General features: G+C 61.6%; 15 protein-coding genes. 1 reads left to right on the top strand and 14 read right to left on the bottom strand.

All coding sequences use genetic code 11. The features are described 5' to 3' along the window. Positions 1 to 117: 117 nt before the first annotated feature. The 12 genes from BUE15_RS02415 to BUE15_RS02470 all read right to left on the bottom strand — a co-directional run bounded on the left by BUE15_RS02415 (position 118) and on the right by BUE15_RS02470 (position 17,372). The gene (locus BUE15_RS02415; protein WP_073281073.1) at positions 118 to 1,737 is read right to left on the bottom strand and encodes an Ig-like domain-containing domain; all 1,620 of its coding nucleotides are present in this window, start codon (positions 1,735 to 1,737) and stop codon (positions 118 to 120) included. After that, on the bottom strand, positions 1,721 to 2,068 hold the full coding sequence (locus tag BUE15_RS02420) for a hypothetical protein (RefSeq protein ID WP_073281074.1): 348 nt from the start codon (positions 2,066 to 2,068) through the stop codon (positions 1,721 to 1,723). Before BUE15_RS02420 ends, BUE15_RS02415 begins: the two co-directional genes overlap by 17 nt. Before the next feature lie 5 nt (positions 2,069 to 2,073). After that, positions 2,074 to 2,967, bottom strand: coding sequence for a class I SAM-dependent methyltransferase (locus tag BUE15_RS02425; RefSeq protein ID WP_073281075.1), 894 nt, complete (start codon positions 2,965 to 2,967; stop codon positions 2,074 to 2,076). Positions 2,968 to 3,243: 276 nt separating this feature from the next. Continuing rightward, a complete protein-coding gene (locus tag BUE15_RS02430; RefSeq protein ID WP_139252090.1) occupies positions 3,244 to 4,272 on the bottom strand; it encodes a S41 family peptidase in 1,029 nt (342 codons plus the stop codon). A 48-nt stretch (positions 4,273 to 4,320) separates the two neighbouring features. Continuing rightward, on the bottom strand, positions 4,321 to 6,189 hold the full coding sequence (mnmG, locus tag BUE15_RS02435) for a tRNA uridine-5-carboxymethylaminomethyl(34) synthesis enzyme MnmG (RefSeq protein WP_073281077.1): 1,869 nt from the start codon (positions 6,187 to 6,189) through the stop codon (positions 4,321 to 4,323). A 218-nt stretch (positions 6,190 to 6,407) separates the two neighbouring features. Beyond that, positions 6,408 to 7,136 (bottom strand): GNAT family N-acetyltransferase, encoded by a 729-nt coding sequence (locus BUE15_RS02440; protein ID WP_084548762.1) that lies wholly within the window; start codon positions 7,134 to 7,136, stop codon positions 6,408 to 6,410. A 128-nt stretch (positions 7,137 to 7,264) separates the two neighbouring features. After that, the gene (gene ybeY, locus BUE15_RS02445; RefSeq protein ID WP_084548763.1) at positions 7,265 to 7,750 is read right to left on the bottom strand and encodes an rRNA maturation RNase YbeY; all 486 of its coding nucleotides are present in this window, start codon (positions 7,748 to 7,750) and stop codon (positions 7,265 to 7,267) included. A gap of 4 nt (positions 7,751 to 7,754) precedes the next feature. Then, positions 7,755 to 8,207, bottom strand: coding sequence for an ATP-binding protein (locus BUE15_RS02450; RefSeq protein ID WP_073281078.1), 453 nt, complete (start codon positions 8,205 to 8,207; stop codon positions 7,755 to 7,757). Between the two features lie 43 nt (positions 8,208 to 8,250). Continuing rightward, positions 8,251 to 11,661: a DUF4175 family protein gene (locus tag BUE15_RS02455; RefSeq protein WP_244535855.1), complete on the bottom strand. Its 3,411-nt coding sequence runs from the start codon at positions 11,659 to 11,661 to the stop codon at positions 8,251 to 8,253. Positions 11,662 to 11,815: 154 nt separating this feature from the next. After that, positions 11,816 to 12,046 (bottom strand): hypothetical protein, encoded by a 231-nt coding sequence (locus BUE15_RS02460; protein ID WP_073281080.1) that lies wholly within the window; start codon positions 12,044 to 12,046, stop codon positions 11,816 to 11,818. 326 nt (positions 12,047 to 12,372) lie between these two features. Continuing rightward, positions 12,373 to 15,405: a M16 family metallopeptidase gene (locus tag BUE15_RS02465; RefSeq protein ID WP_073281191.1), complete on the bottom strand. Its 3,033-nt coding sequence runs from the start codon at positions 15,403 to 15,405 to the stop codon at positions 12,373 to 12,375. Positions 15,406 to 15,518: 113 nt separating this feature from the next. Further along, positions 15,519 to 17,372: a family 10 glycosylhydrolase gene (locus tag BUE15_RS02470; protein WP_073281081.1), complete on the bottom strand. Its 1,854-nt coding sequence runs from the start codon at positions 17,370 to 17,372 to the stop codon at positions 15,519 to 15,521. A gap of 147 nt (positions 17,373 to 17,519) precedes the next feature. On the opposite strand from BUE15_RS02470, the gene BUE15_RS02475 reads away from it, so the two are divergent. Beyond that, positions 17,520 to 17,930 (top strand): hypothetical protein, encoded by a 411-nt coding sequence (locus BUE15_RS02475; RefSeq protein ID WP_073281082.1) that lies wholly within the window; start codon positions 17,520 to 17,522, stop codon positions 17,928 to 17,930. A gap of 68 nt (positions 17,931 to 17,998) precedes the next feature. Here the strand turns inward: BUE15_RS02475 and BUE15_RS02480 are convergent, their stop codons facing one another. Further along, the gene (locus tag BUE15_RS02480) at positions 17,999 to 19,102 is read right to left on the bottom strand and encodes a glycosyltransferase (RefSeq protein ID WP_073281083.1); all 1,104 of its coding nucleotides are present in this window, start codon (positions 19,100 to 19,102) and stop codon (positions 17,999 to 18,001) included. A 206-nt stretch (positions 19,103 to 19,308) separates the two neighbouring features. Then, positions 19,309 to 20,934, bottom strand: a complete 1,626-nt coding sequence (locus BUE15_RS02485) for an MFS transporter (RefSeq protein ID WP_073281084.1) — start codon at positions 20,932 to 20,934, stop codon at positions 19,309 to 19,311. Between the last annotated feature and the right edge of the window lie 204 nt (positions 20,935 to 21,138).

Below are 21,138 nucleotides of genomic sequence, written 5' to 3' on the forward strand. Positions count from 1 at the left end.
AGCAGGCACGGCAGGCATCAGTCCAGCTACTCGTAAGTAGGCTGCCAGGAGGGGCAGCAAAAAGCCCTGCCACCACCCGACGAGGCAGTAGCAGGGCAGTTGTAAGGCGCAGTAGCGTTAGAACGTAAGGCGCAGGTCTTCCACTTCCCAGTTAGCACGCACCTGCACCGGCTGCGGCAGCAGGTATACCGGCTCAGGCGGCAGCAGCAAGTTGGGGTCAGCGCCCCGCCAGCTGCCATTGGCATCAGCGTCTATCAGCACCCGAATGGTATAGGTGCCCGGCGCAACCCGGTCGAAGCGGAAAGTAGGGCCGGGCTTGTTAAACGTAGCCACAAGCACACCCTGCGCGTCCAGCAGCTGAATTTCGTAGCGCTTGTATTTAGTTTGGACCGTGCCAGCCAGGCTGCCGGTGGTTGCCTGCTCCGTTACGCGCAGCCGGAGCGGCCGGGCTCCCAGCCGCTGCCCCGAAATGGTGGTAAGGTTGAGCGTATCGAGCTGCAGCGTGAGGCTGGACTTGGCTTTGGTGTTGAGCAGCACGGTCAGATGCAGGCGGTCAGGGTTGAGCGTTCCATCGGGGCCCAGCAGCAGCGGGCGGCGGGCGGAAGAATCTTCCTGTAGCGTGGCGAAGGGTTTGCCGGGCGCTACGCGGATGGGCTCCGCGAAGGTGTAGCGCACTTCGCCTTGCCGGTACACGTCCCGCGGGTTGCCTTCCACAGTGTACAGCGGCAGGCGCCGTGCCGGAGCCGTCCCCTGAAACTTCACCGTAACTGTGTCGCGGCCGGTGTTGCCGGCGCTGTCGGTGGCGGCCAGCAGATAGCGGCCTTCCGTGAGAGCCGCTGTTCGGTAAAGGGCCACTGTGCGCCCGGCCTCCGCCAGCTGCACCGCTTCGGCCAGCGCGGCAGAACCCGTGCCGCCCAGCGGGGCCAGTGTAGCCGAGCGCAGGCCTTCGTTGTAACTAACCCGGTATTGAGTTGGCGCCGCCTGCTGCCCACTCACGAGCGGCCGCCGCCCGTCCGGCCGAACCAGCTCCAGCCGCACCGTGTCGGGCCGGGAGCCTACCGTAATCGGCTGGGGCAGGTAGGCTATTTTCTCGCCTTCATCGTAGCGGGTGTTCTGGTTTTTGTCGATGAGGGCGTAGAGGCGGTAGCGGCCGGCTTTCAGGTTGCGCAGCTTGTAGGCTCCCGCCTTGTCGGAGCGGGCCAGGTAGTACGGTTTGCCGCGGCGCAGCCCGGCCGTGTCGGCCTCCGGATACAGCAGCACGGCGGCGGCCTCCGCCGGTTTCTGGGTCAGCAGGCCGCGGACGGTGCCCTGCACGGCGCCGGAGTCCAGCACCGCGCCGGTACTGAAACTGATGATGGCATCGGCGGCGGGCAGGCTCTCGGTGATGTCGGAAATGGCGTTGCCGAAGTTGAACGAGTAGGTCGTGTTTTCCTCCAGCGGCTTCTCAAACAGCAGCGTAATGGCGTTGCGCTCCTCGCGTACTTTGTACTTGTTGTCTTCGGCAATGGTGGGCGCAATAATCAGGTTCTTCTGCAGATCCTTCACCTGCACCGCTTCCGAAAAAACCAGCCGGACTTGCTGAGGGCGGGCATTGCGGGCTCCATTAACCGGTGAGGAGCTGACCAGCTTAGGCGGCGTAACGTCGCGGGGGCCGCCCTGCGGCGAGCTGACGGAGGCACAGCCGGCCACAGCCGCCGCCACCGAAAACAGAAGAAAAAGATTAGCGCGAGCGGACATTGTAGAGCAGAAGCGTGGAAATAGTCAGCGCCGCAATAGCCAGGGCCGTAAACAGCGCCGTTTTGCGGGTGGGTTTGTCCTCATCTACTACGGGAGTAGTATCAGGAATGAGAGCCGGGCGCTGGACCACCGTATCCGGCCCGGCCGTGCGGCGGCTGGTATCGGGCGGCACGTACGCCGCACCGCCCGAAATGGTCCTCTGCGTATGCAGCAGCCCACATGAGGCCGCCCGGTCCGGCGCCGGCCCCTCCCCTCCCCCGCCTGCCCGCGCTACAGCCGGCAGCCCGGCGGCCAGCAGCACTCCCAGCAGGCAGGCACGCGGCACGGTCATAGGGTTTAGCGTTTGGCGGCTACGTAAATCAGGCTGGAATACTGGCCTTCGTGCTGCTCGGCGTACTGGTTGGACTTATAGCCCGCCTTCAGCACCGACAGCATACCGCCGTTGCGCTCGGCCCGGTGCTTTTCGCTGAGCATGCTCACGTAGTAGGCATCCAGCGCCATCGGCAGCTTTTCCAGCACTGTCAGCTTGTGCTTTTTGAGCAGCTGCGTCATGGTTTTGGGGCTGAAATGGTAGAGGTGGCGCGGCACGTCGTAGGCGGCCCAGTCCTGGCGGTAGTGCTGGGCATCGAGGCTTTCCACGTTGGGCACCGCAATCAGCAGCACGCCCTCAGGCTTGAGCAGGCTGATGAGCTGGGCCAGCGTTTCGTTGAGCGTGTGCACGTGTTCCAGCACGTGCCAGAGCGTAATGGCATCGAAGCTGCCGGGCTGAAACTGCACCAGATTTTCGGTGCCGATGGGCTGCCCTACGCGCTGGGTGGCTTCTTCGCGGGCCCGGGCGTTGGGCTCCCAGCCCGCCACCTGCCAGCCGTTGCCTTTGGCTGCCGCCAGAAAATGGCCCGTGCCGCAGCCATAATCGAAGAGCCGGCCTTTGCGCGGAACCAGCCGGTTGAGCAGGCCCACCTTGCGGCGCATCGTGAAGAAGCGCGCCACCTTGTAGGCCTGGTTGATGAGCCCGCCCGCGCCGCTGTTGTGCGACACGTACTCGTCGGACTCATAATAGCGGCCGATGTGGGCGGCGTCGGGCCGGGGGTTGGTGAACTGGAACGAGCACGCCTCGCACTGCTGAATGGCGAAACTCTCCTTGCTGACTGACTTATCCTCGACCACCAGCTTGTTGCGAAACTCCGTTTTGCCGCACACCGGGCACTTCTCCAAACGCTCGTAAATCACAGATGCTCGCTGATTATGTTGATTCCGCTGATTGCGACGACCAGCCTGCGCAGAGAAGCCAGCCGCAAGGCGAAGGTACAAAACCAAAAACGGCCGCAGAATCCGAAAGGATCCGCGGCCGTTTTTGCCAGATAAGAATGTCATTAAGCAAAAACGTCATGCTGAGGCGCAGCCGAAGCACCTCGCGTGCTGACGTTGCGGTAGTAATTCACCTATGCGGTAGAGGTGCTTCGGCTGCGCCTCAGCATGACGATACAGTTTCTATAGCCAGGCCACTTATTTCCTCATTTCGTATTCTTCTCTGATCCAGCGGACGGCTCGTGGCACTACTTCGCTCGACTCGAGCGGCTCGTCGGGGGCTATAGAGTGGCCATACCGTGCCAGGCGGCGGTCGGCGAATACAGCGGTTGTCAGCAAAAAAACGGACCCATCGGACAAATAAAAGCGGCTTCTGCTGGTAGATACCCCGCACGTGCCCGCCCCAAAGCTTCTGGTGTGCTTTCGGGCTTTAAAGGCCACCGCAACGGCCTCGCCCGAACTGGCCGTTAGGGTATCGGTCAGCACGGCCACTACAGGGTTGGCCGACTGAAGCGTATAATACTTGGCTGTTTCTGCCTGTGTGTTGCCGTCCAGCAATGCCTTGCCCTTTTCGTAGCGCCACGCGGTGTGGGCATTATCCGAGTCGATAAAGTAGCCGAGGGTATCCTCTCCCAAAATCGGTCCTGCCCCCACAAGCATCGGCCACATATTCCCGCCCATATTCCCTCGCAAATCCACGACCCAGCCTTTTAATTCCGGCTTATCCCGCTCCTTGATTTGGGCTTGCACGCGGGTGATGTACGCGTCCAGCTTTTCCTGACTACCGACAACCCACGGAATTCTGATGTAGCCAATGTCCCCAGGCACCGGCTCGTCGGGGTATAGCAGGGGCTGCTTGGCAGAAGGCGTTTCGAGGCCCTTCAGCGGCCGGGCGGGCACAAACATACTGTGCTTATCGCCCAGGGCTCCAATAGCAGATACAACCGCTGGATAGGCCTGCTCAATTGTTTTGGCGCCACTTGCTTGCGCTAGTAGGTTCTGCCTGAAAACTACCCAGTTTATTGCCGACCGATTAATGAAATTGGCTTGCAGGATACTGGTTATCTCCTCCAAATACTTCCGCACCGCGGGTGAAGGGAGCCTACGTACTGCATTATCTGCACTACAAGAGGCAAAGACGAAGAATAGAATGCAGAGCTTGAGCCTCATGGTTGCATAGCGTATCAACACAAAGCCCAATTTGCAAAGCGCATCCCAGAACGTCACTACGAGCGGAGCGAGGAATGACGTTCTGGTTGCTCAAAATGACAATAACTAACGTCCCAAATACACCATCAGCACCGACACATCCGCAGGCGAAACGCCGCTGATGCGGGAGGCCTGACCCAGGGTTTCGGGCTGAATCTTGAGCAGCTTTTCGCGGGCTTCGTGCGAGAGGGCCGGCATGGCGCGGTAGTCGAGGCGGCCCTGAATCACGAAGTTTTCCAACTCCTGCACCCGCGCCGCCTGCTGGTGCTCCTTCTCCAGATACGACTCGTACTTGACCAATATTTCGGCCTGCTCCAGTGCCTCCGGCCGGTACGGAGCCAGCGCCAGCGTGAGGCCGGGCAGCACCCGCGCCAGGGCCGGCAGGTCCACATTAGGGCGGCGCAGCAGGTTCACGGCGCGCGTTTTCTCACTGATAACGGCCGAGCCTATTTCCGTGAGCCAGCCGTTGATTTCCTGGGGCTCGATGGCGAAATTCTTCAGCAGCTTGGCTATTTCCTGCGTTTGCTGCTCTTTCTCGCGCACCCGGTCCATCCGCTCATCCGAAGCCAGGCCCAAGGCGTGGCCCAGCGGCGTGAGGCGCAGGTCGGCGTTGTCCTGGCGCAGCAGCAGGCGGTGCTCGGCGCGGCTCGTGAACATGCGGTAGGGCTCGTCGGTGCCTTTGTTTACCAGGTCATCAATGAGCACGCCGATATAGGCCTCGCTCCGTTTCAGGATGAAGGGCTGCTTGCCGTGCACCTTGTTGTGGGCGTTGATGCCGGCCATCAGGCCCTGGCAGGCGGCCTCCTCGTAGCCCGTGGTGCCGTTGATCTGGCCCGCGAAATACAGGTTCTGAATCAGCTTGGTTTCCAGGGTGAGGTGCAGCTGCGTGGGCGGGAAGAAGTCGTACTCGATGGCGTAGCCGGGGCGGAACATCTTGGCGTTTTCGAAGCCGGCAATCTTGCGCAGGGCGCGGTACTGCACGTCCTCGGGCAGCGAAGAGCTAAAGCCGTTCACGTACACTTCCACCGTGCTCCAGCCTTCCGGCTCTACAAAAATCTGGTGGCGGTCCTTGTCGGCGAAGCGGTTGATTTTGTCCTCTACTGAAGGGCAATAGCGCGGCCCCAGGCCCTTGATGCGGCCCTGGAACATCGGCGACTTCTCGAAGCCTTCCTTCAGGATTTCGTGCACCTCGGCGTTGGTGTAGGTGATGTAGCACGGGCGCTGCTTCACCAACGACGGCGTGTCGAGGTAGGAGAACTTGCCGGGCTCGGCGTCGCCGGCCTGCTCCTCCATTTTGCTGTAGTCGAGGCTGCGGCCGTCCACGCGGGGCGGGGTGCCGGTTTTCATGCGGCCCGCTTCAAAGCCCAGCTCTTTCAGCTGCTCCGTGATGCCGGTGCTGCCTTTCTCGGCGGCGCGCCCACCCCCAAACTGCTTCTCCCCGATGTGGATGAGGCCGTTGAGGAAGGTGCCGTTGGTGAGCACCACCGACTTGCCCCGGAACTCGATTCCCAGCGCCGTTTTCACGCCCACCACCGTGTCGTTTTCCACCACGATGCCCGTCACGGCTTCCTGCCAGAAGTCCACGTTCAGGGTTTGCTCCAGCGTGAGGCGCCATTCTTCGGCAAAGCGCATCCGGTCCGACTGCGCCCGGGGGCTCCACATGGCGGGGCCTTTCGAGCGGTTCAGCATCCGGAACTGAATCATGGTTTTGTCGGTGATGATGCCCGACTGGCCGCCCAGCGCGTCCACCTCGCGCACAATCTGCCCTTTGGCCACCCCGCCCATGGCCGGGTTGCACGACATCTGCGCGATGGTGTTCATGTTCATCGTTACGAGCAGGACCTTGGAGCCCATGTTGGCGGCGGCGGCGGCGGCCTCACAGCCGGCGTGGCCGGCTCCTACTACAATAACGTCGTAATCTTCTTGCTGAAACATGGCGGAGGTACTTAGAAAGCTGCTCGGATGAACAGCGCTGCGCGGTATTTGGTGCGGAAGCTGCGGGGCAAAACCAACTTCAGGGCCTGCGCCAATCAAAAACGCCCGCACAAGGCAGGCAGTTTACTCGAAAAGCACGTGCACAAACCCGGACGCAACCCGCTCAAAACCTGTGCAAAGATAAGCAGCCTTCCGCTTTGTGCGCGCCGGTGGCCGCGTCACTCACTGTCGTAGGTTGCCAGAAACTCCCGCTGCAACTCGTCCAGCAGGGCCGCGGCATGAGTGGCTACCACCTCCTTCGAAAACGGGAGCCACTGGCTGGTGCTGGCATCAAATACCTCGGTGGCGGACTGGCAGGGAAACAGCTTGTAGTCGAACTTGGGGTAGTTATGCACCAGGTAGCCGGGATAGTAATACTGGTGCTGGCGGCTCCGGGCCAGGTTGATTTTCAGCAGCATCAGGTACTTGCCCAGGCTGTGCCTGCGGTAGCCGGGGTCGTAGAAGTTCATGATGCCGGCCATGGTCCGGGCCCCGCTGTCGAAGATGCCGGCCGCAATCAGCTGCCCTGCGTCCCGGATTTCGATGGTTTCGGTGGTGAAAACGTTGTGGGTGGCGCCGGCCAGTAGAAACGCCTCTACGGTGGGCGGCGCATCAAACGTAATGCTGGCCCGGTAGCGGGCGTATAGCTCTTCCAGCTCCTCCGTCAGCTGAAACGGCCGGACCGTGACCGAAAACCGCTCATTCAGGCGCAGCAGGCGGCGCTGCTCCGGGCCGTAGCGTACCTCAGCCAGCACCAGCCGCAGCCAGTGCACCGTGTACAGCGTATCCTCCACGGGCAGAAACCGGCACGTAAACAGGTCCTGCGCCATCCGGTAGTAGCCCTGGCTCAGGTAATGGTCCAGGGCGTTGCCGGGAATGATGCGGATGGGTGAGGGCGTGGCAGACATTGCGGAAATATACTGGAGTTGAGCCTTCCGGTCTAACGCCTTTGGCGCCGGACCGGGCCGGGAAGGTGCCACACAAAAAACGCCCACCGAAAAGGCGGGCGTTTCAGGTAGCAAGCCGGTGCAGTGAGCTAGAAGGTGCGCAGCTGCAGGCAGTCGTCTTCTTTTTTGCGCATGGCCGTCTGGCTGAGCAGGTCCTTGTCGGCGTAGCCGAGCAGGTGCAGCACGCCGTGAATCATGACGCGGTGCAGCTCGTCGCGGAACGTGACGCCGTGCGTCTGCGCATTCTCGCGTACCCGGTCCACCGAAATGAAAATGTCGCCTTCAATAATGTCGGCATCATCGGCATTGTCGAAGGTGATGACGTCGGTGTAGGTGTCGTGGTCGAGGTACTCCACGTTCACCTTGTGCAGGTACTCATCCGAGCAAAAGATGTAGGTGAGCTGCACAATTTCGTGCTCGTGCACTTCGGCCACCCGCTCAACCCAGGAGGTTAGCTCCTCGGCGTCGGACAGCTGAAAATCCACATCTTCCACCAGAAACTCGATGCCCGGGCCTTCGTCGCGGCCGAAATCATCGTCTTCCTGGTCGTTGTGCTCGGTAGGCAGGTCGCTCATGCTGCTAGTGGGAAGTCGTTTCGGCGCCGTTAACGGCCGATTCGGATTCGGTGGGAGTAGGCAGCATAAACGTGAGCTGCACATTGCGGCCGTCCTTATGAAACTCCACCTCATCGGCCAGGTGCCGGATCAGGAAAATGCCACGGCCCCCGGGGTTCTCCAGGTTTTCGGGCGCGGTTGGGTCAATGAGGTTAGTATAGTCGAACCCCGAGCCCTCATCTTCTATCTCAAACTTCACCTTGTCCTGCTCCACAAACAGCGACAGATAGACGTTTTTGTCTTTGTCGAACTTGTTGCCGTGGCGGATAGCATTGTTGACGGCCTCGGTGACGGCCACCATGATATTGCCGTAGATGTCGTCTTCGATGTGGAAAGTGTCTTTCGAGTTATCGATAAAACTTTCAACCACACGGATATTCTCGACAAGGGAGGGAATCTGGATTTTAACCTGCTTCATTAGGTAGTGGTGAGGGGCGGCGGGGCGCAAACTTAGCGAGACGCTATTTCATTTTCTGAAAATATTCACTTACCTCCCGCTGATAGTAAGGCGTGAGGGCTGGCGGCACGGTGCGGAGCAGCTCAGTCTGGCGGTCTTTCTGGCGTTTGTATTGGTCAAAGGCGGGCGGAAAAACAGGTGGGCGGTTCTGAGCCGACTGTGCCTCGCGCTTGTCATCCTGGTCCCGTTCCCGGGCCGATTTCTCGGCTTCGAGCAGGCGGGTCAGAATTTGGCGCTGGCGCATGATAGTCTGCTCCGTCAGCCGCTTGTTTACGAGGTCGGTTTCTGTTTGTTCCATTAATTTCTTCAATTCGCCGGAGCCGCCACCGCCGAGTTCCCCTTTGCCATCTTTCTGGCCGGGCTTGGTGCCCTTCTGCTGCTTTTCCAGCTCCTGCAAAGCCTGCCGCAGCATTTGCTGCTGAGCCGCCAGCTTGGCCAGGTCTTCGGAGAGGGCGCGGCCCTGCTTGCCGCTCTGCTGCAGCTGCTGAATCTGCTGGTTGAGCTGCTGCTGCATCTTGCCGAGCTGGCCTTCGCCGGCGCTGCTGCCTTTCTTCTTTTTGCGGCCGGGCTTGCCGCCGCCCTGCTGCTGTTGCTGGCTCTGGCTTTCGCGCTGCTCCTGCTGCATCTGCTGCAGCGCCGAGTTCAGCATCAGGGCCAGGTTGTTCATGCTGGTCATGGCCTGCTGCTGGCTGGCGGTGGCGCGGCCCACGTCGCGCTGCCGGATGTGGTCGAGGCTTTCGTCCATGCGGCCGTTCATCTCGCCTACTTCACGCGTCACGAAGCTCTGCAGCTGAAACACGCGCTTGGCTAGCGCATACAGCGAGTCCTGCACCACGCGGGCGTCGTCCTTGAGCTTGCGCTGGGTCTGGCCGAGCTGCACGAAGCGCGGGTCGCTCTGGTCGACGCGGCGGAAGTCCTTGGCCAGGCCTTCCTGGTCGAAGCTGAGCTTGAGCAGGTTTTCGAGGATGTCGCGCAGGTCATCGATGTTTTCCTGCTGCTGGTCCTGCTCCTCGTCGCTCATCTGCTGCTTCATTTTCTGGGCCATCTGCTTCATGCTCTGGGCGGCTTTCTGCTGGCTCTGGCTGGCTTTCTGGTTCTGGTTTTTGCCCAGCTGCTGCTCACTGTCCTGCATCTGCTCGTCCACCTGCTGCTGCTCGAGCTTCATTTCGTCGGCACCATTCTCGTTGCCGAGCTGCTCGTCCATCTTCTTGAGGTCCTGCAGCTCTTTCTTCAACTCGTTGAACTGCTGCTGCTTTTCCTGCTGCTGCTGTTTGAGCTGGTCCTGCTTCTGCTGCTGGCTCTGCCTGCTGTCTTTGTTGTCGGGGTTGTCCTTGTCGTTTTTCTGGGTCTCCTGGGCCAGCTTTTCCTGCTCCTGGGCCAGCTGCTCCAGCTTTTCGAGTGCGGCTTCCTGCTTCTGCTCAAACTGTAGCTGCTTGAACATTTCGAGGGCGCGCTCCAGCTCTTTCTGCAGGGTATTTTCCTTGTTTTCGAGCTGCTGCAGGAGCTTTTGCATCTCGGGCTGGTTCATGTCTTTCTGCTGTTCCAGCAGCTTCTGCAGCTCGTCGTAGAGCTTCTTGGTTTCGGGGTCGAGCAGGCTTTCCATCAGCTTCTGCAGCTCTTTGGCCTTCTCAGCCAGCTCCTGGCTTTTAGGGTCCAGCTCGTCCTGCTTCTGGGTCAGCTCATCAAACAGCTTTTTCATGTCCTGCATCTGCTGGTCCATCTGCTGCTTCTGCTCCAGCATGTCCATCAGCTGCTTGCGGTCCTGGAAGTTCAGCTCGCGCTTGGTCTTGAGCTTGTCCTGGCTTTTGGCCAGCTCACGCTCCAGCTTCTTGCTCTGCTCCGCCGACTTGCTCAGCTGGCTCTGCACCGATTCGGCCTGCGAGTTCAGCTGCTCGCGCAGTTCGGTGCGGCTGGGCAGCCGGAACTCCGCCGAACGGGTACGGGTGGCTTTGGGACCGTGCACGCCGTCGTTGTCCCATACCTGCACAAAGTATTCGAGCCGGTCGCCGGGCTGCATTTTCAGAGTGCGCAGGTCCCACTGGTAGGCATACGACTGCACCGGACCCGCGCCCAGCGGCAAGGCCCGCACCTGAAACGCCGGGTTGGGCCGGGCCTTGCTGGTGAGGCGGTAATGCAACTGCAGGCGCGAGAGGCCGTAGTCGTCGCGGAGGTTGCCGCCCAGCGCCAGGTAGCGCAGCGAGGTGGTATCGGGGAAAGACTCCAGGCTGATTTCGGGGCTCTGGTCGGCAATGGCCGTGAGCTGGTACTCGATTGGGTCGCGGTTGAGGCTGGCCGGGTTGCGGAGGCGCACGGCGTAGCTTTGGGTGCGGCTCACCACCCGCGAAGCCGTGAATTCCTCCTCGTCGGGGGTGGCGGTCAGGGTTTCGTCGGGGCTTTTGAAGAGAAGCTGCAGCTGCTCGGTGGCCTGCGTGGCAAAGCGCCAGCGCACGGTGCTGCCCTCCGGCACGGTCAGGTTGCCGGTGTTGCGGATGGTTTCGCGGGGCTTGCCGAGGTAGGCCGGGTACGTCACGTCCACCTGAAAGTCGCGCAGGTTGGGGCGTTGGCGCAGGCGCAGGTCGTAGTCGGCGGACGTGACGTCGGCGGCGGCCAGCTGAAATTCCACATCCTGCTGCAGCTGCTGAAACTGGTAGCTGAAGTGGCCGGGCCGGTCCTGCACTAGGTGCCGCTCGCGCCCGCCGTACTGGATGGTGACGTCGTTGGGCAGGGCCTCCCCTTCCACCGTCACTTCCAGCTTGAAATCCTCGCCCTGAAATGCCGTCAGGTCCTTGTTTTCGATGATAAACTTAAACGGCGCGGGCGGCGCGTACTTCTGGCGGTAGTTGAGAATGCGCGCCGTGCCCTGCACGAAGAAGGCCGGATAAATCAGCAGCACAGCCATGATGACAGCGGCCGGCACCGCCACGTACTTCCATAAGGGCCGCGTCTGCTGCCGAATGTTGATACCGTTTTCAAACTGCACGCCCGCCAGCTGGCCAGCGCGCTGCTCCAGGCTGGCCGCAATCAGGGCGTTGCCCTGGGCTTTGTCCTGGAGCTGCAGCGCGTTCAGCAGCTTGTCCTGCACGTCCGGAAACAGCTCCCCGATACGCTGAGCCGCTTGCTCATCTGAAAGCAGGCGGCGCAGGTTGGTGAGGGCGGCCAGCGGCTGCCAGATCCAGCGCATGAAGGCATAAGCGGCCAGTCCCAGGAACCCAAACAGCAGCCCGCCCCGCACCCAGGTAGGCAGGTACAGGAAGTATTCGAGCAGGTTCAACACCAGAAACAAGCTCAGCAGCAGCGCGCCGGCCACCAGCGCGCCACGCACCAGCAGCGAAAGGTAGAATTTGCGCTTGAAGGCCTCCAGGCGGGCCAGCACTTCGCGCAAAGCAGAAGAGGTAGAAGACGTTTCGTGCGACACAGGCATATCCAGCGGCCCCTAATGGCCTCCGGGGAAAGATACGGATTAAGCGGTGCGGGCTGCATACCCGCGCCGATAGAACCGGCTCCGGGGTGGCCCGGTTCCGGACCGAAGGGCCTCTACTGCAAAAACCCGGCGCTGCTACCCGGCGGGCTTAGAGGGCCCGGCACTGCAGCAACAAAAAGCCCTGGCTGATGGGCCAGGGCTTCTTTCGGAGCTTTTTTCTGGGCAGTGGCTGCCCAAACGAACTGTAAAGCAAATAGAGCAGCCCGACCATCAGAGCAATGTAGGCCAGCGTCTGCAGGATGCGTCTGGCGTTGCCTGAGGCAACCGAATGCTCCTCGTAGAGGCCAGGCAAATCGTTGGGCGGAGAATTCAGCGTCATAGGCAGTGGGCATCGGGGCCGAAAGGCACGCGTAAACCGTTCCGTGCCTGTCATAAGTTCCCGCTGGTCTTCAAGAGCAAGCTGGTCAAAAAAGCACCGTCGGTTATTTCCTGATTGCAAGCCCTTTCTGTTGCTGCTGGCGGGTGGCTAATATCCACGCTTCTAGCCGGCAGCAAACGCTCAGCGGCAGTGTAGATACAAGCAGAACCGGACGCCAGGTGGCCGGGAAACGGGCTGGTTACTAGTTCGGTCGGCTACTTTCCCGGCCGCAAAAAAGCCCGACCTGAAAATCAGGCCGGGCTTTGTTCTGCCAGAGAGAAGAACGACTATTCGCCTTTGCCGGCGGTGCCGTCTTCGTTGGTTTTCTGCTTGCGCTTTTTCTTGCCCTCTTTGTCCTTCTTCACCACTTTCATCTTCTCAGCAGTGGCCGGCGCGGCGGCCGGAGCTGCCGGAGCAGCGGCGGCCGGGGCCGTCAGGGTGGCTACTTTGTTGCCGTTGAGGTCCAGCTCTACCACTTCGTAGCCCAGCTCCGAGAGGCCCGGGAAGGCCTTGGCCCGGTCACCGACCACCACGATGTACATGTTGTCGATGGGCAGGTATTTCTGGGCGCTGGCCTGCAGGTCTTCGCGCTTCAGGTTTTTCAGGATTTCGCTCTGCTGGCTCACGTAGTTGGTGGGCAGGTCGTACTCGAGCAGGCGGCCCAGGAAAGCGGCTTTCTGCTGGCCGGTTTCGTACTTGAGGGCGTCGCTCTGGCCCACCGAAGCCTGCAGAAACTGCAGTTCCTCGTCGGTGGCACCGTTGCGGTATTCCTTGATTTCCTTCACGAATTCCTTCACCGAAGCCGCCGTGGCATCAGCCCGCACACCGGCCTGGGCCGTGTAGGGACCCATGTAGCGGGTGCTCTGGAAGCCCGAGCGGGCCCCGTAAGTGTAGCCTTTGTCTTCGCGCAGGTTCAGGTTGATGCGCGAGTTGAAGGCGCCACCCAGGATGTAGTTGGCCAGGTAGGCGCGGTAGAAGTCACCGGTAGCATCGTAAGTGAGCGGCGTGAGGTAGCCCACCCGGATTTCCGACTGCGCAGCGCCGTCCTTGTTCACGAAGTAAATGCGCGTCTTGTCGGGCTGCGGGTTCGGGTCGCTGGCGGGCAGCGTCACGGCTTTGCGGCCCCAGGTTTTCAGAAAGCCCAGGCGCGGCAGCACATCCTTCTGGTCCACGTCGCCTACCACCGTCAGGTAGCTGATGTTGGGCGCGTAGTTCTGCTGATAGAACTGCTTCACATCATCCAGCGTGATGCCCTGCACCGACGTAGTAGAGCCCGAAGCCGGGATGCTCATCACGTCGCCGGGGCCGTAGAGCAGGCGGGCATACGTGTTGTTGGCAATAGCCACGGGCTGCGTGCTCTGGTTGGCAATGCCTTCCAGCGTCTGCTTTTTCAGCCGGTCGAAATCAGCCTGCGCAAAACGGGGGCGCATCAGCATTTCCTCCAGCAGCGCCAGCGTGGCGGGCAGGTTTTTGGTGAGGCTGCGCACCACAACAGTCGTGTTGTCGTCGCCGGCATTGGTTTGAATGTCGCTGCCCAGCTTCTCCAGCGCGGCGGCAAACTGCTCGCCGGTGTACTTCTGGGTGCCTTCTTCCAGCATAGCGGCCGTGAGCGAGGCTACGCCGGCCTTGTTGAGGTTCTGCTGCTCCAGGCGGTGGCCGCCCCGGATGGTGAGCAGCATGGTCACGGTCGGAATTTCGGTGTTGCGGTTGCCAATGATTTTCAGGCCATTGTCAAACTCCTGGCGCCATACGGCAGGCACCTGAATCACGGGGTTGGCACCGCCCTTGGGCTGTACGCTCCGGTTGAAGCTGTCGGTGGCCTTCACGTATTTCAGGCCGGCATACTCGTCGGTAGCGGGGGCTTTGTAGCCGTCTTTGCTTACCGTGAAGTTGTCGGTTTTGGCTACCAGGGCCGTGCCGCCCTTAGGCACCACGCTCAATACTACGGCTTTCTTGCCTTTGATATACTGGTTGTATACGCGCTGCACGTCGGCCTTGGTGAGGCTGCGGATGCGCTGCAGCTCCTGGGGCAGGCGGTTGGGGTTGCCGGCAAACGTCTGATAGGCCGCCAGCTGGCTTACTTTGCCGCTCACGCTGGCCAGGCCGTTCACCAGGTCAGCTTCGCGCGAGGCTTTGAAGCGGGCCACGTCGTCGTCGGTTACGCCGCGCTTCTCAAACTCAGTCATCGTTTTGCGCACAATAGCCTCAGTGCTGTCGAGGCCTTTGCCGGGCAGGCTCAGGGCCACAATGGTGAACTCACCGCCCAGCTCCGAGGTGGGGTGGTAAGCGCGGGTCTGCACCGATTTCTGCGTCTTGATCAGGTTTTTGTAGAGCAGCGAGTTTTTGCCGCCGCCAATGATTTCGGCCAGCGCGTCTACGGCCACCTCATCGGGGTGGTACTGGGGCACCGTCGGGAACACCATCTGCAGCATCGGGAAGCGCACGTTGTCTTCGTAGTGCACGTAGCGGTCCTGGGTGAGCACGGGCGCGGGCAGCTTCATGTTCTGCACGGCCGGCCCCCGGTTGATGGAGCCGAAGTATTTCTCCACCATCTTCACCACTTCGGCCGGCTTCACGTCGCCGCCCACCGTGATGGTCGCGTTGTTGGGGCCGTACCAGCGCAGGAAGAAGTTCTTGAGGTCGTTTACGTCGGAGCGGTCCAGGTCTTCGAGGTAGCCGATGGTGAGCCAGCTGTAGGGGTGGCCGTACGGGTAGAGCGTTTTGGCTACGTTTTCGGAAGCCAGGCCGTAGGGGCGGTTGTCGTAGTTCTGGCCCCGCTCGTTTTTCACGGTGGAGCGCTGCACCTCAAATTTCTGCTGCGTCACGGCGTCCAGCAGGAAGCCCATGCGGTCCGACTCCAGCCACAGCGCCGTTTCGAGCTGGTTGCTGGGCACGGTTTCGAAGTAGTTGGTCCGGTCGCGGTTGGTAGTGCCGTTCAGCGTACCGCCCGCCGACGTGACGAGCTTGAAGTGCTGCTCATCGGCTACGTTGTCGGAGCCCTGGAACATCATGTGCTCGAAGAAGTGCGCGAAGCCCGACTTGCCGATCTGCTCCCGCGCCGAGCCTACGTGGTAGGTGACATCAACGTGGGCAATGGGGTCGGAGTGGTCTTCGTGGATGAGCAGCGTGAGGCCGTTGGGCAGCACATATTTTTCGTAGGGAATCACCAGCTCGGTGCCCTTGCGGGTCACTTTCTCCACGAGTTTGGTGCCGGTAGCCGACGTAGCGGCAGATTTGGCAGCGGGTTTCTGCTGGGCGGTAGCCGGCTGCAGGGCCAGCGTGAGGCCCAGGCTGAGCAGCCAAAGCGGTTTGCAGGTCATAGAAATGGAAATGTGGGAAATGAAGTCGTGAATATAGGGCACAGACGTTCCTGCAACCCTGCAGGACGCACGGCAGGTTCCGAAACCGCAATTTGGGTGTGACAGAGCCAGAGCTAGCGGGTCAGCAGCAGCCGTTGCCGCGCCACGCCATCGGTGGTGCGCAATACCAGCACGTAGAGGCCCGCGGGCAGCGCGGCAGCGCGCAAGGTCAGCTCGTGGCGGCCGGCTGCGTGGCGGCCGGAAGCCAGTAGGGCCACCTCGCGGCCGGTCAGGTCGAGCAAGCGCATCTCGGCGGGGCCGGCCGTGGGCAGCGTAAAGGCTAGGCGGGTTTCGGCTTGAAAGGGGTTGGGATACGCGGGTTCCAGCAGCGGAGCGGCCTGCGCGCCTGCCGTGGTAGGCAGCAGAATGGTGAGCGTGGCCGTGGCGCTTTCGTTGTGCAGGCGGTCCAGGGCCGTGAGGGCGTAGCGGAAGGACGTTCCGGTAGCCGGCTCCCGGAAATACGTGGTATCCGTAATAGCCCGGATGTTGGCGGGGTTGGCTAGGTCGGCCGCCGTGATGGGGCCGCTGCCCGCCGGCACACGGTACACTACGTACTGGCGGGCCAGCTGGCCATCGGTAGCGGCGGGGCCGGGCTGCCAGCTCATTTCCACAAAGCCAGAGTTGGAGTTGTTCCAGAGGCCGGCCTGCACGGGCGCGGTGGGCGGCACGTTGTCTTTCCAGGGCATAGTGGGCAGCAGAGCCGGGTAGCGGTAGAAATCCTGCCGCAACGAGTCGGCTAAGCCCAGCGGGTTGGCGCGCAGCTCGGTGGTTTTGTAGAACATGCTGCCCTGCACGTTGGGCTGCTGCCTCAGCAGCCGGATCTGGCTGGGTAGCTGGCTGGGCGAGCGGAACCCCGGCTCGGTGGCCGTGGCGCTAATACGGTACACGCCCTGCCCGATGTAGACGTGGCGCACGGTGTCGGGATTCACCTGCTGGCTCCACCACGGCACAATCAGGGAGTAGTTGGCGGCCGTCTGGCCGATGGCGAAATACACCTGCGGGGCCAGGTAGTCGACCCAGCCGCGGCGCAGCCACTTGCGCGAGTCGGCGAAGATGTCGGAGTAGCTCTGGAAGGCGGTGGTGGCGGTGCCGCCCACGCTGGTACCGTTGCGCCACACGCCGGGCGGCGAAATACCGAACTTCACCCACGGCTTCACGCTGCGGATGCTGTCGGACACCATTTTCACGAAGATGTCCACGTTGTTGCGGCGCCAGTTGGCCCGGCCCGCAGTGGTGGCCGCAAAGCCGCGCGGGTCGGCGGCAAAGGCCGCGTCGTCGTTGAACACCACGCCGGTTTGCGGGGCGGGGTAGAAATAGTCGTCGAAGTGAATGGCATCCACGTCGTAGCGGCGCACCACGTCCATCACCACCCGCGTCAGGTACTGGCGCACGGCCGGCAGGCCGGGGTTCAGCACCCGCAGCGTCCCGAACGGCACCACCCAATCGGGGTGCTGGACCGTGACGTGAGTGGGCGCTACGCTGGCCGTGGTGGCGTTGGTGAGGGCACGGTAGGGGTTCAGCCAGGCATGAAACTCCAGCTCCCGGCGGTGCGCCTCCCGCACCATAAAGGCCAGCGGGTCGTAGGGCGGATTGGGGCCCACGCCCTGAGTGCCGGTCAGCCACTCGCTCCAGGGCTCCAGGGTGCTGGGATACAGCGCATCGGCGGCCGCCCGAATCTGCACCACCACGGCGTTCATGCCGTTCTGCCGGTGGCTGTCCAGAATACCCACAAACTCCTGGCGCTGCTGAGCCGGCGTGCGCGTGCGGGCACTGGGCCAGTCGAGGTTGAATACGTGGGCCACCCAGGCCGCGCGCAGCTCCCGCTTGGGCGGGGAAGAAGGCTGAGCCTGACTGGGCAGAGCGTTGATAATCAGAAATAAGGCCGCGTACAGGCCCGGCCGCAGCCAGCGGAGGTAGCGTAGAAGCATAAGCGAAGAAAATAAGGGTGGGGGATGACGAATGGAAGATAAAGCTCCCCTTCCTTTTTTCATCATTTGTTCATCGGCACGATGTATGTTGCGCGGCGGTTAGTGCCTATCTTTACGCTGCTTTCCACCCCTCGCTGATGCTTGCTGATGCTTGTTGCCAACCTCGAATACCTGCTGCTCACTCACCGCGCCGATCTGGGGCAGTTGCTGTTGCGCTGGACCCGGCCGGCTACCTCCGAAGAGCACCGCCACGGCTATCAGGTAGCCCTGAATCTGGCGGAGCGGGAAAAGATAGGCCGCTGGCTGATTGACCTCCGCAGCCGGGGCCTGGCCGAGCCGGCCGATTTTCGGTGGGTGATGCAGAATTTTCGGGCTTCGCTGGCCGCGGCGCTGCCGGGTACCCGGCCCCGCCTGGCCTACCTGGTCACGCCCTACCACGCCGAAACCCTCAACATGCGCCTGGCCGACGAACTGGCTACCGACCAGATGAACATGGTGTCGGTGCGCGTGTTCACGGAAGAGCAGGCCGCGCAACAGTGGCTGCAGGCCAGCCGATAGACCGTAGTTTGCCGGCCCGCTGACTCTGGCGGCAGTAGCCTGGCACGGAATGTTGAGCGAGGTTGCTGCTAGCCCTCAGCCCACTGATACTGCCGCTCCTTCCACCAGATATGGCCCGGCCAGAGCGTATAGCCCACCACCGCCACCGACAGCAGGCACAGATACGGCTCGTAGAGCAGCAGCAGCCCCAGGGATTCGCAGCGGCCTACCTGGCGGAGCGTCAGGTGCAGAAACAGCGTCTGGCAGATGATTTTGGCGCCGTATATGCCCAGCAGAACAGCTGGCGCCAGCAGGCCCGGCCAGAACAGCACGATATAAAACATGCCGTAGAAGCCGAACAACAGCGACAGACTCGCGGGCAACCGCACGGCGCCCTTCATCCAGCGTTTGCGCTGCCGAAGCAGGTGTTGCGTGGTTGGCTGCGGCACCGTGACGCCCAGCACACACGTTTCGCACAGGTTTCGGAAGTGCCAGCCCTGCCCCACAATCCGGCTGAAAAGCTGCAGATCCTCCGTGATGCTGAACGCCAGCGCCTCATACCCCCCGATAGATTCATAAGCGGCCCGCGTGACCAGCATGTTGTTGCCGACCGAAGTGATGGGCAGGCCCAGGTCGGAGAGCACCCGGATGATATTGAGGCCAAACAGCCAGTCGAGGCCCTGCAGGCGGCCAAACCGGCGGCCCGCCGCCGTCGTGATGCCCGTCACGATGCCCACCTGCTCGTCGGAGGCGGCGGCGGCCAGCATGGTTTGTACCCAGTGCGGGTGCAGCGCCATATCGGCATCCGTAAACAGGAAATAATCCGTGGATGCGGCCCGGCAGAGGTAAGCCAGCGCGTTGCTTTTGCCGCGGGCCGTGCCCAGCTGGTGGCGCACCCGCAGCAGCCGGAACTGTGGTTTGCCTTCAATGAAACGCTCCACCACGGCCGCCGTGTTGTCGGTGGAGGCGTCATCGGCAATCAGAATCTCCAGCAGCTCAGGCGGGTACTGCAGGCGGCAGAGCGAAGTCAGGCACCGCTCAATGGTATCCTGCTCGTTGCGGGCCGCCACCAGAATGCTCACGCGGGGCCGGGCGCCGGAGTCGGCGGGGGCCGTGCGGGAAAACAGCAGCCGCCCCAGAATGAGCACGAACAGCCCGAAGAACAGGCCGAAAAAGATTGTCAGAAACAGCATACGTGGCCTTGCACCCTCCAGCCTGCAACGCTTGCCGAGTGCCAAGCGCCCAACCAGACGTAAGTAAGCAATACGAGCAAAGGCTTGGCGACTGTTGCGGAGTTAAATGCTGATTTTCACGGGGATAATTCGAGATAAATACGGACTGAAAACACGATGCCCCCGGCTGCAGGGCAACCGGGGGCATCGTATCAAGGAACCAACTCTTATGCGCGAGGCGTCGTGACGGTTGGGGTGTCGTAGCCCGGCGAGTCCACTACCGGAATGGCGCCTTGTGCTTCGTCGTTGTCCTTTACCCAGAGCGTGAGCAGGCCCGCCAGTATCATGGAAGCGCCGCCCAAGGCCAGCGTGTGGAGGGTGTTGCCGCCGAACAGATGCATGGTGAAATAGCCCAGAATGGTGGCGGCCACAATCTGCGGAATGACAATGAAAAAGTTGAACACGCCCATGAAATAGCCCATCCGGTTGGCGGGCAGCGAGCCGGCCAGAATAGCGTAGGGCATGCTCAGAATGCTGGCCCAGGCAATGCCAACCATGGCCATCGACACCATAATCAGGTCGGGATTGGTGATGAGCTTGAGCGACAGCAGCCCCAGCCCTCCAATCAGCAGGCAGAGCATGTGCGCCAGGCGGCGGCTGGTGCGGGCGGCAATAAAGGGAATCACGAAGGCGAAAATGGCCGCCACGCCATTGCGTACCGACGAGGCCAAGCTCAGCCAGTCGGCGCCGTCGTTGTACTGCTGCTGCACGCGCTTCAGCTCGGCCTGGTCCTGCCCTGCCGGCTGCGCGTGCGTTAGGTAGTAGTTGGCCATGTTGATGGTGATAATCTTGGCGGGCTTATCAGCCTGGAACTGGTTGATTTCCTGGATGTCTTTCTGCAGCGAGGCCAGCTCCTTTTGGGCCTTCTCATCTGTCTCCCGGCCGGCCGCACTACCGATGAAGCTCGTCAGGCGACTGTACAAACCGCTGTCTACCTTCATGTTGTAGATGTTGCTCGTAACGGCGTTGGTGGAATAAATCCACATCGAGAACAGGGCAAACCACGTGAAAAACTGCACCAGGGCCAACTGCCGCATGGCCGTCGGCATCGAGAAAATACCCAGAAACGACTCTTTCAGCCCGTCCCAGATGCCCACCTGGGCATTCTCGCGCCGGAAGGCTTCCATATCTTCGGGCGGCGACTCTTTGGTGGTGAACACCGTGTAAAGCACGGCCAGCAGAAACGCAATGGCTCCCGCATAAAACGACCATTTCACGGAGGGCGGAATCTCGCCGCTGGGCGCCGTATTGCTGAGGTGAAACCAGTTGTTGAAAATCCAGGGCAGCGCGGCCGCAATAACGGAGCCGACCCCGATAAAAAAGCTTTGCATAGCGAAGCCCCAGGTGCGCTGCTCGCCGGGAAGCTTGTCGCCGACGAAGGCGCGGAACGGCTCCATGCTGATGTTGATGCTCGCGTCCAGAATCCAGAGCATACCGCCCGCCATCCACAGCGCCGACGAGTTGGGCATGATAAACAGCGCCAGCGTGGCCAGAATGGCGCCAATCAGGAAGAAAGGCCGGCGCCGGCCCCAGTACGGGTGCCAGGTCCGGTCGGAGAAGTAGCCGATGATGGGCTGCACGAGCAGACCCGTGAGCGGCGCCGCAATCCACAGAATCGGAATATCGTCCTTGTTGGCACCCAGCGTCTCGAAAATGCGGCTCACGTTGGAGTTCTGCAGCTCGAAGCCGAACTGAATCCCCAGAAAGCCGAAGCTCATGTTCCAGATCTGCCAGAAGCTGAGGCGGGGTTTTTCGCGGGTATCGTGAGGGGCGGCCGCTACGTTGGTTGCCATGAGTGAGGTTGAGGTGATGGGGTGATGAAGTGATGAGGGGGTGAACAGTGGCAGGTGACAGGTAAAATGAACGCCATTCGGAGCGCAGCGAAGTCGAGGAATCTCGCGTGCTGACGTGCACAACAAGGTTTACCACACTAGCGAGATTTCTCGGCTGCGCTCGGAATGACGTTCAGTTTACCTTTCACCATTTACCCTATCACC

The sequence above is a fragment of the Hymenobacter psychrotolerans DSM 18569 genome (genome assembly GCF_900142395.1).
Lineage (GTDB): Bacteria > Bacteroidota > Bacteroidia > Cytophagales > Hymenobacteraceae > Hymenobacter > Hymenobacter psychrotolerans.

Excerpts from the sequence above, each read along its gene's own strand:
- BUE15_RS02415 (WP_073281073.1), bottom strand. The coding sequence starts at position 1,737 with ATGTCCGCTCGCGCTAATCTTTTTCTTCTGTTTTCGGTGGCGGCGGCT.
- BUE15_RS02420 (WP_073281074.1), bottom strand. The coding sequence starts at position 2,068 with ATGACCGTGCCGCGTGCCTGCCTGCTGGGAGTGCTGCTGGCCGCCGGG.
- mnmG (WP_073281077.1), bottom strand. The coding sequence starts at position 6,189 with ATGTTTCAGCAAGAAGATTACGACGTTATTGTAGTAGGAGCCGGCCAC.
- BUE15_RS02440 (WP_084548762.1), bottom strand. The coding sequence starts at position 7,136 with ATGTCTGCCACGCCCTCACCCATCCGCATCATTCCCGGCAACGCCCTG.
- ybeY (WP_084548763.1), bottom strand. The coding sequence starts at position 7,750 with ATGAGCGACCTGCCTACCGAGCACAACGACCAGGAAGACGATGATTTC.
- BUE15_RS02450 (WP_073281078.1), bottom strand. The coding sequence starts at position 8,207 with ATGAAGCAGGTTAAAATCCAGATTCCCTCCCTTGTCGAGAATATCCGT.
- BUE15_RS02460 (WP_073281080.1), bottom strand. The coding sequence starts at position 12,046 with ATGACGCTGAATTCTCCGCCCAACGATTTGCCTGGCCTCTACGAGGAG.
- BUE15_RS02465 (WP_073281191.1), bottom strand. The coding sequence starts at position 15,405 with ATGACCTGCAAACCGCTTTGGCTGCTCAGCCTGGGCCTCACGCTGGCC.
- BUE15_RS02470 (WP_073281081.1), bottom strand. The coding sequence starts at position 17,372 with ATGCTTCTACGCTACCTCCGCTGGCTGCGGCCGGGCCTGTACGCGGCC.
- BUE15_RS02475 (WP_073281082.1), top strand. The coding sequence starts at position 17,520 with ATGCTTGTTGCCAACCTCGAATACCTGCTGCTCACTCACCGCGCCGAT.
- BUE15_RS02480 (WP_073281083.1), bottom strand. The coding sequence starts at position 19,102 with ATGCTGTTTCTGACAATCTTTTTCGGCCTGTTCTTCGGGCTGTTCGTG.
- BUE15_RS02485 (WP_073281084.1), bottom strand. The coding sequence starts at position 20,934 with ATGGCAACCAACGTAGCGGCCGCCCCTCACGATACCCGCGAAAAACCC.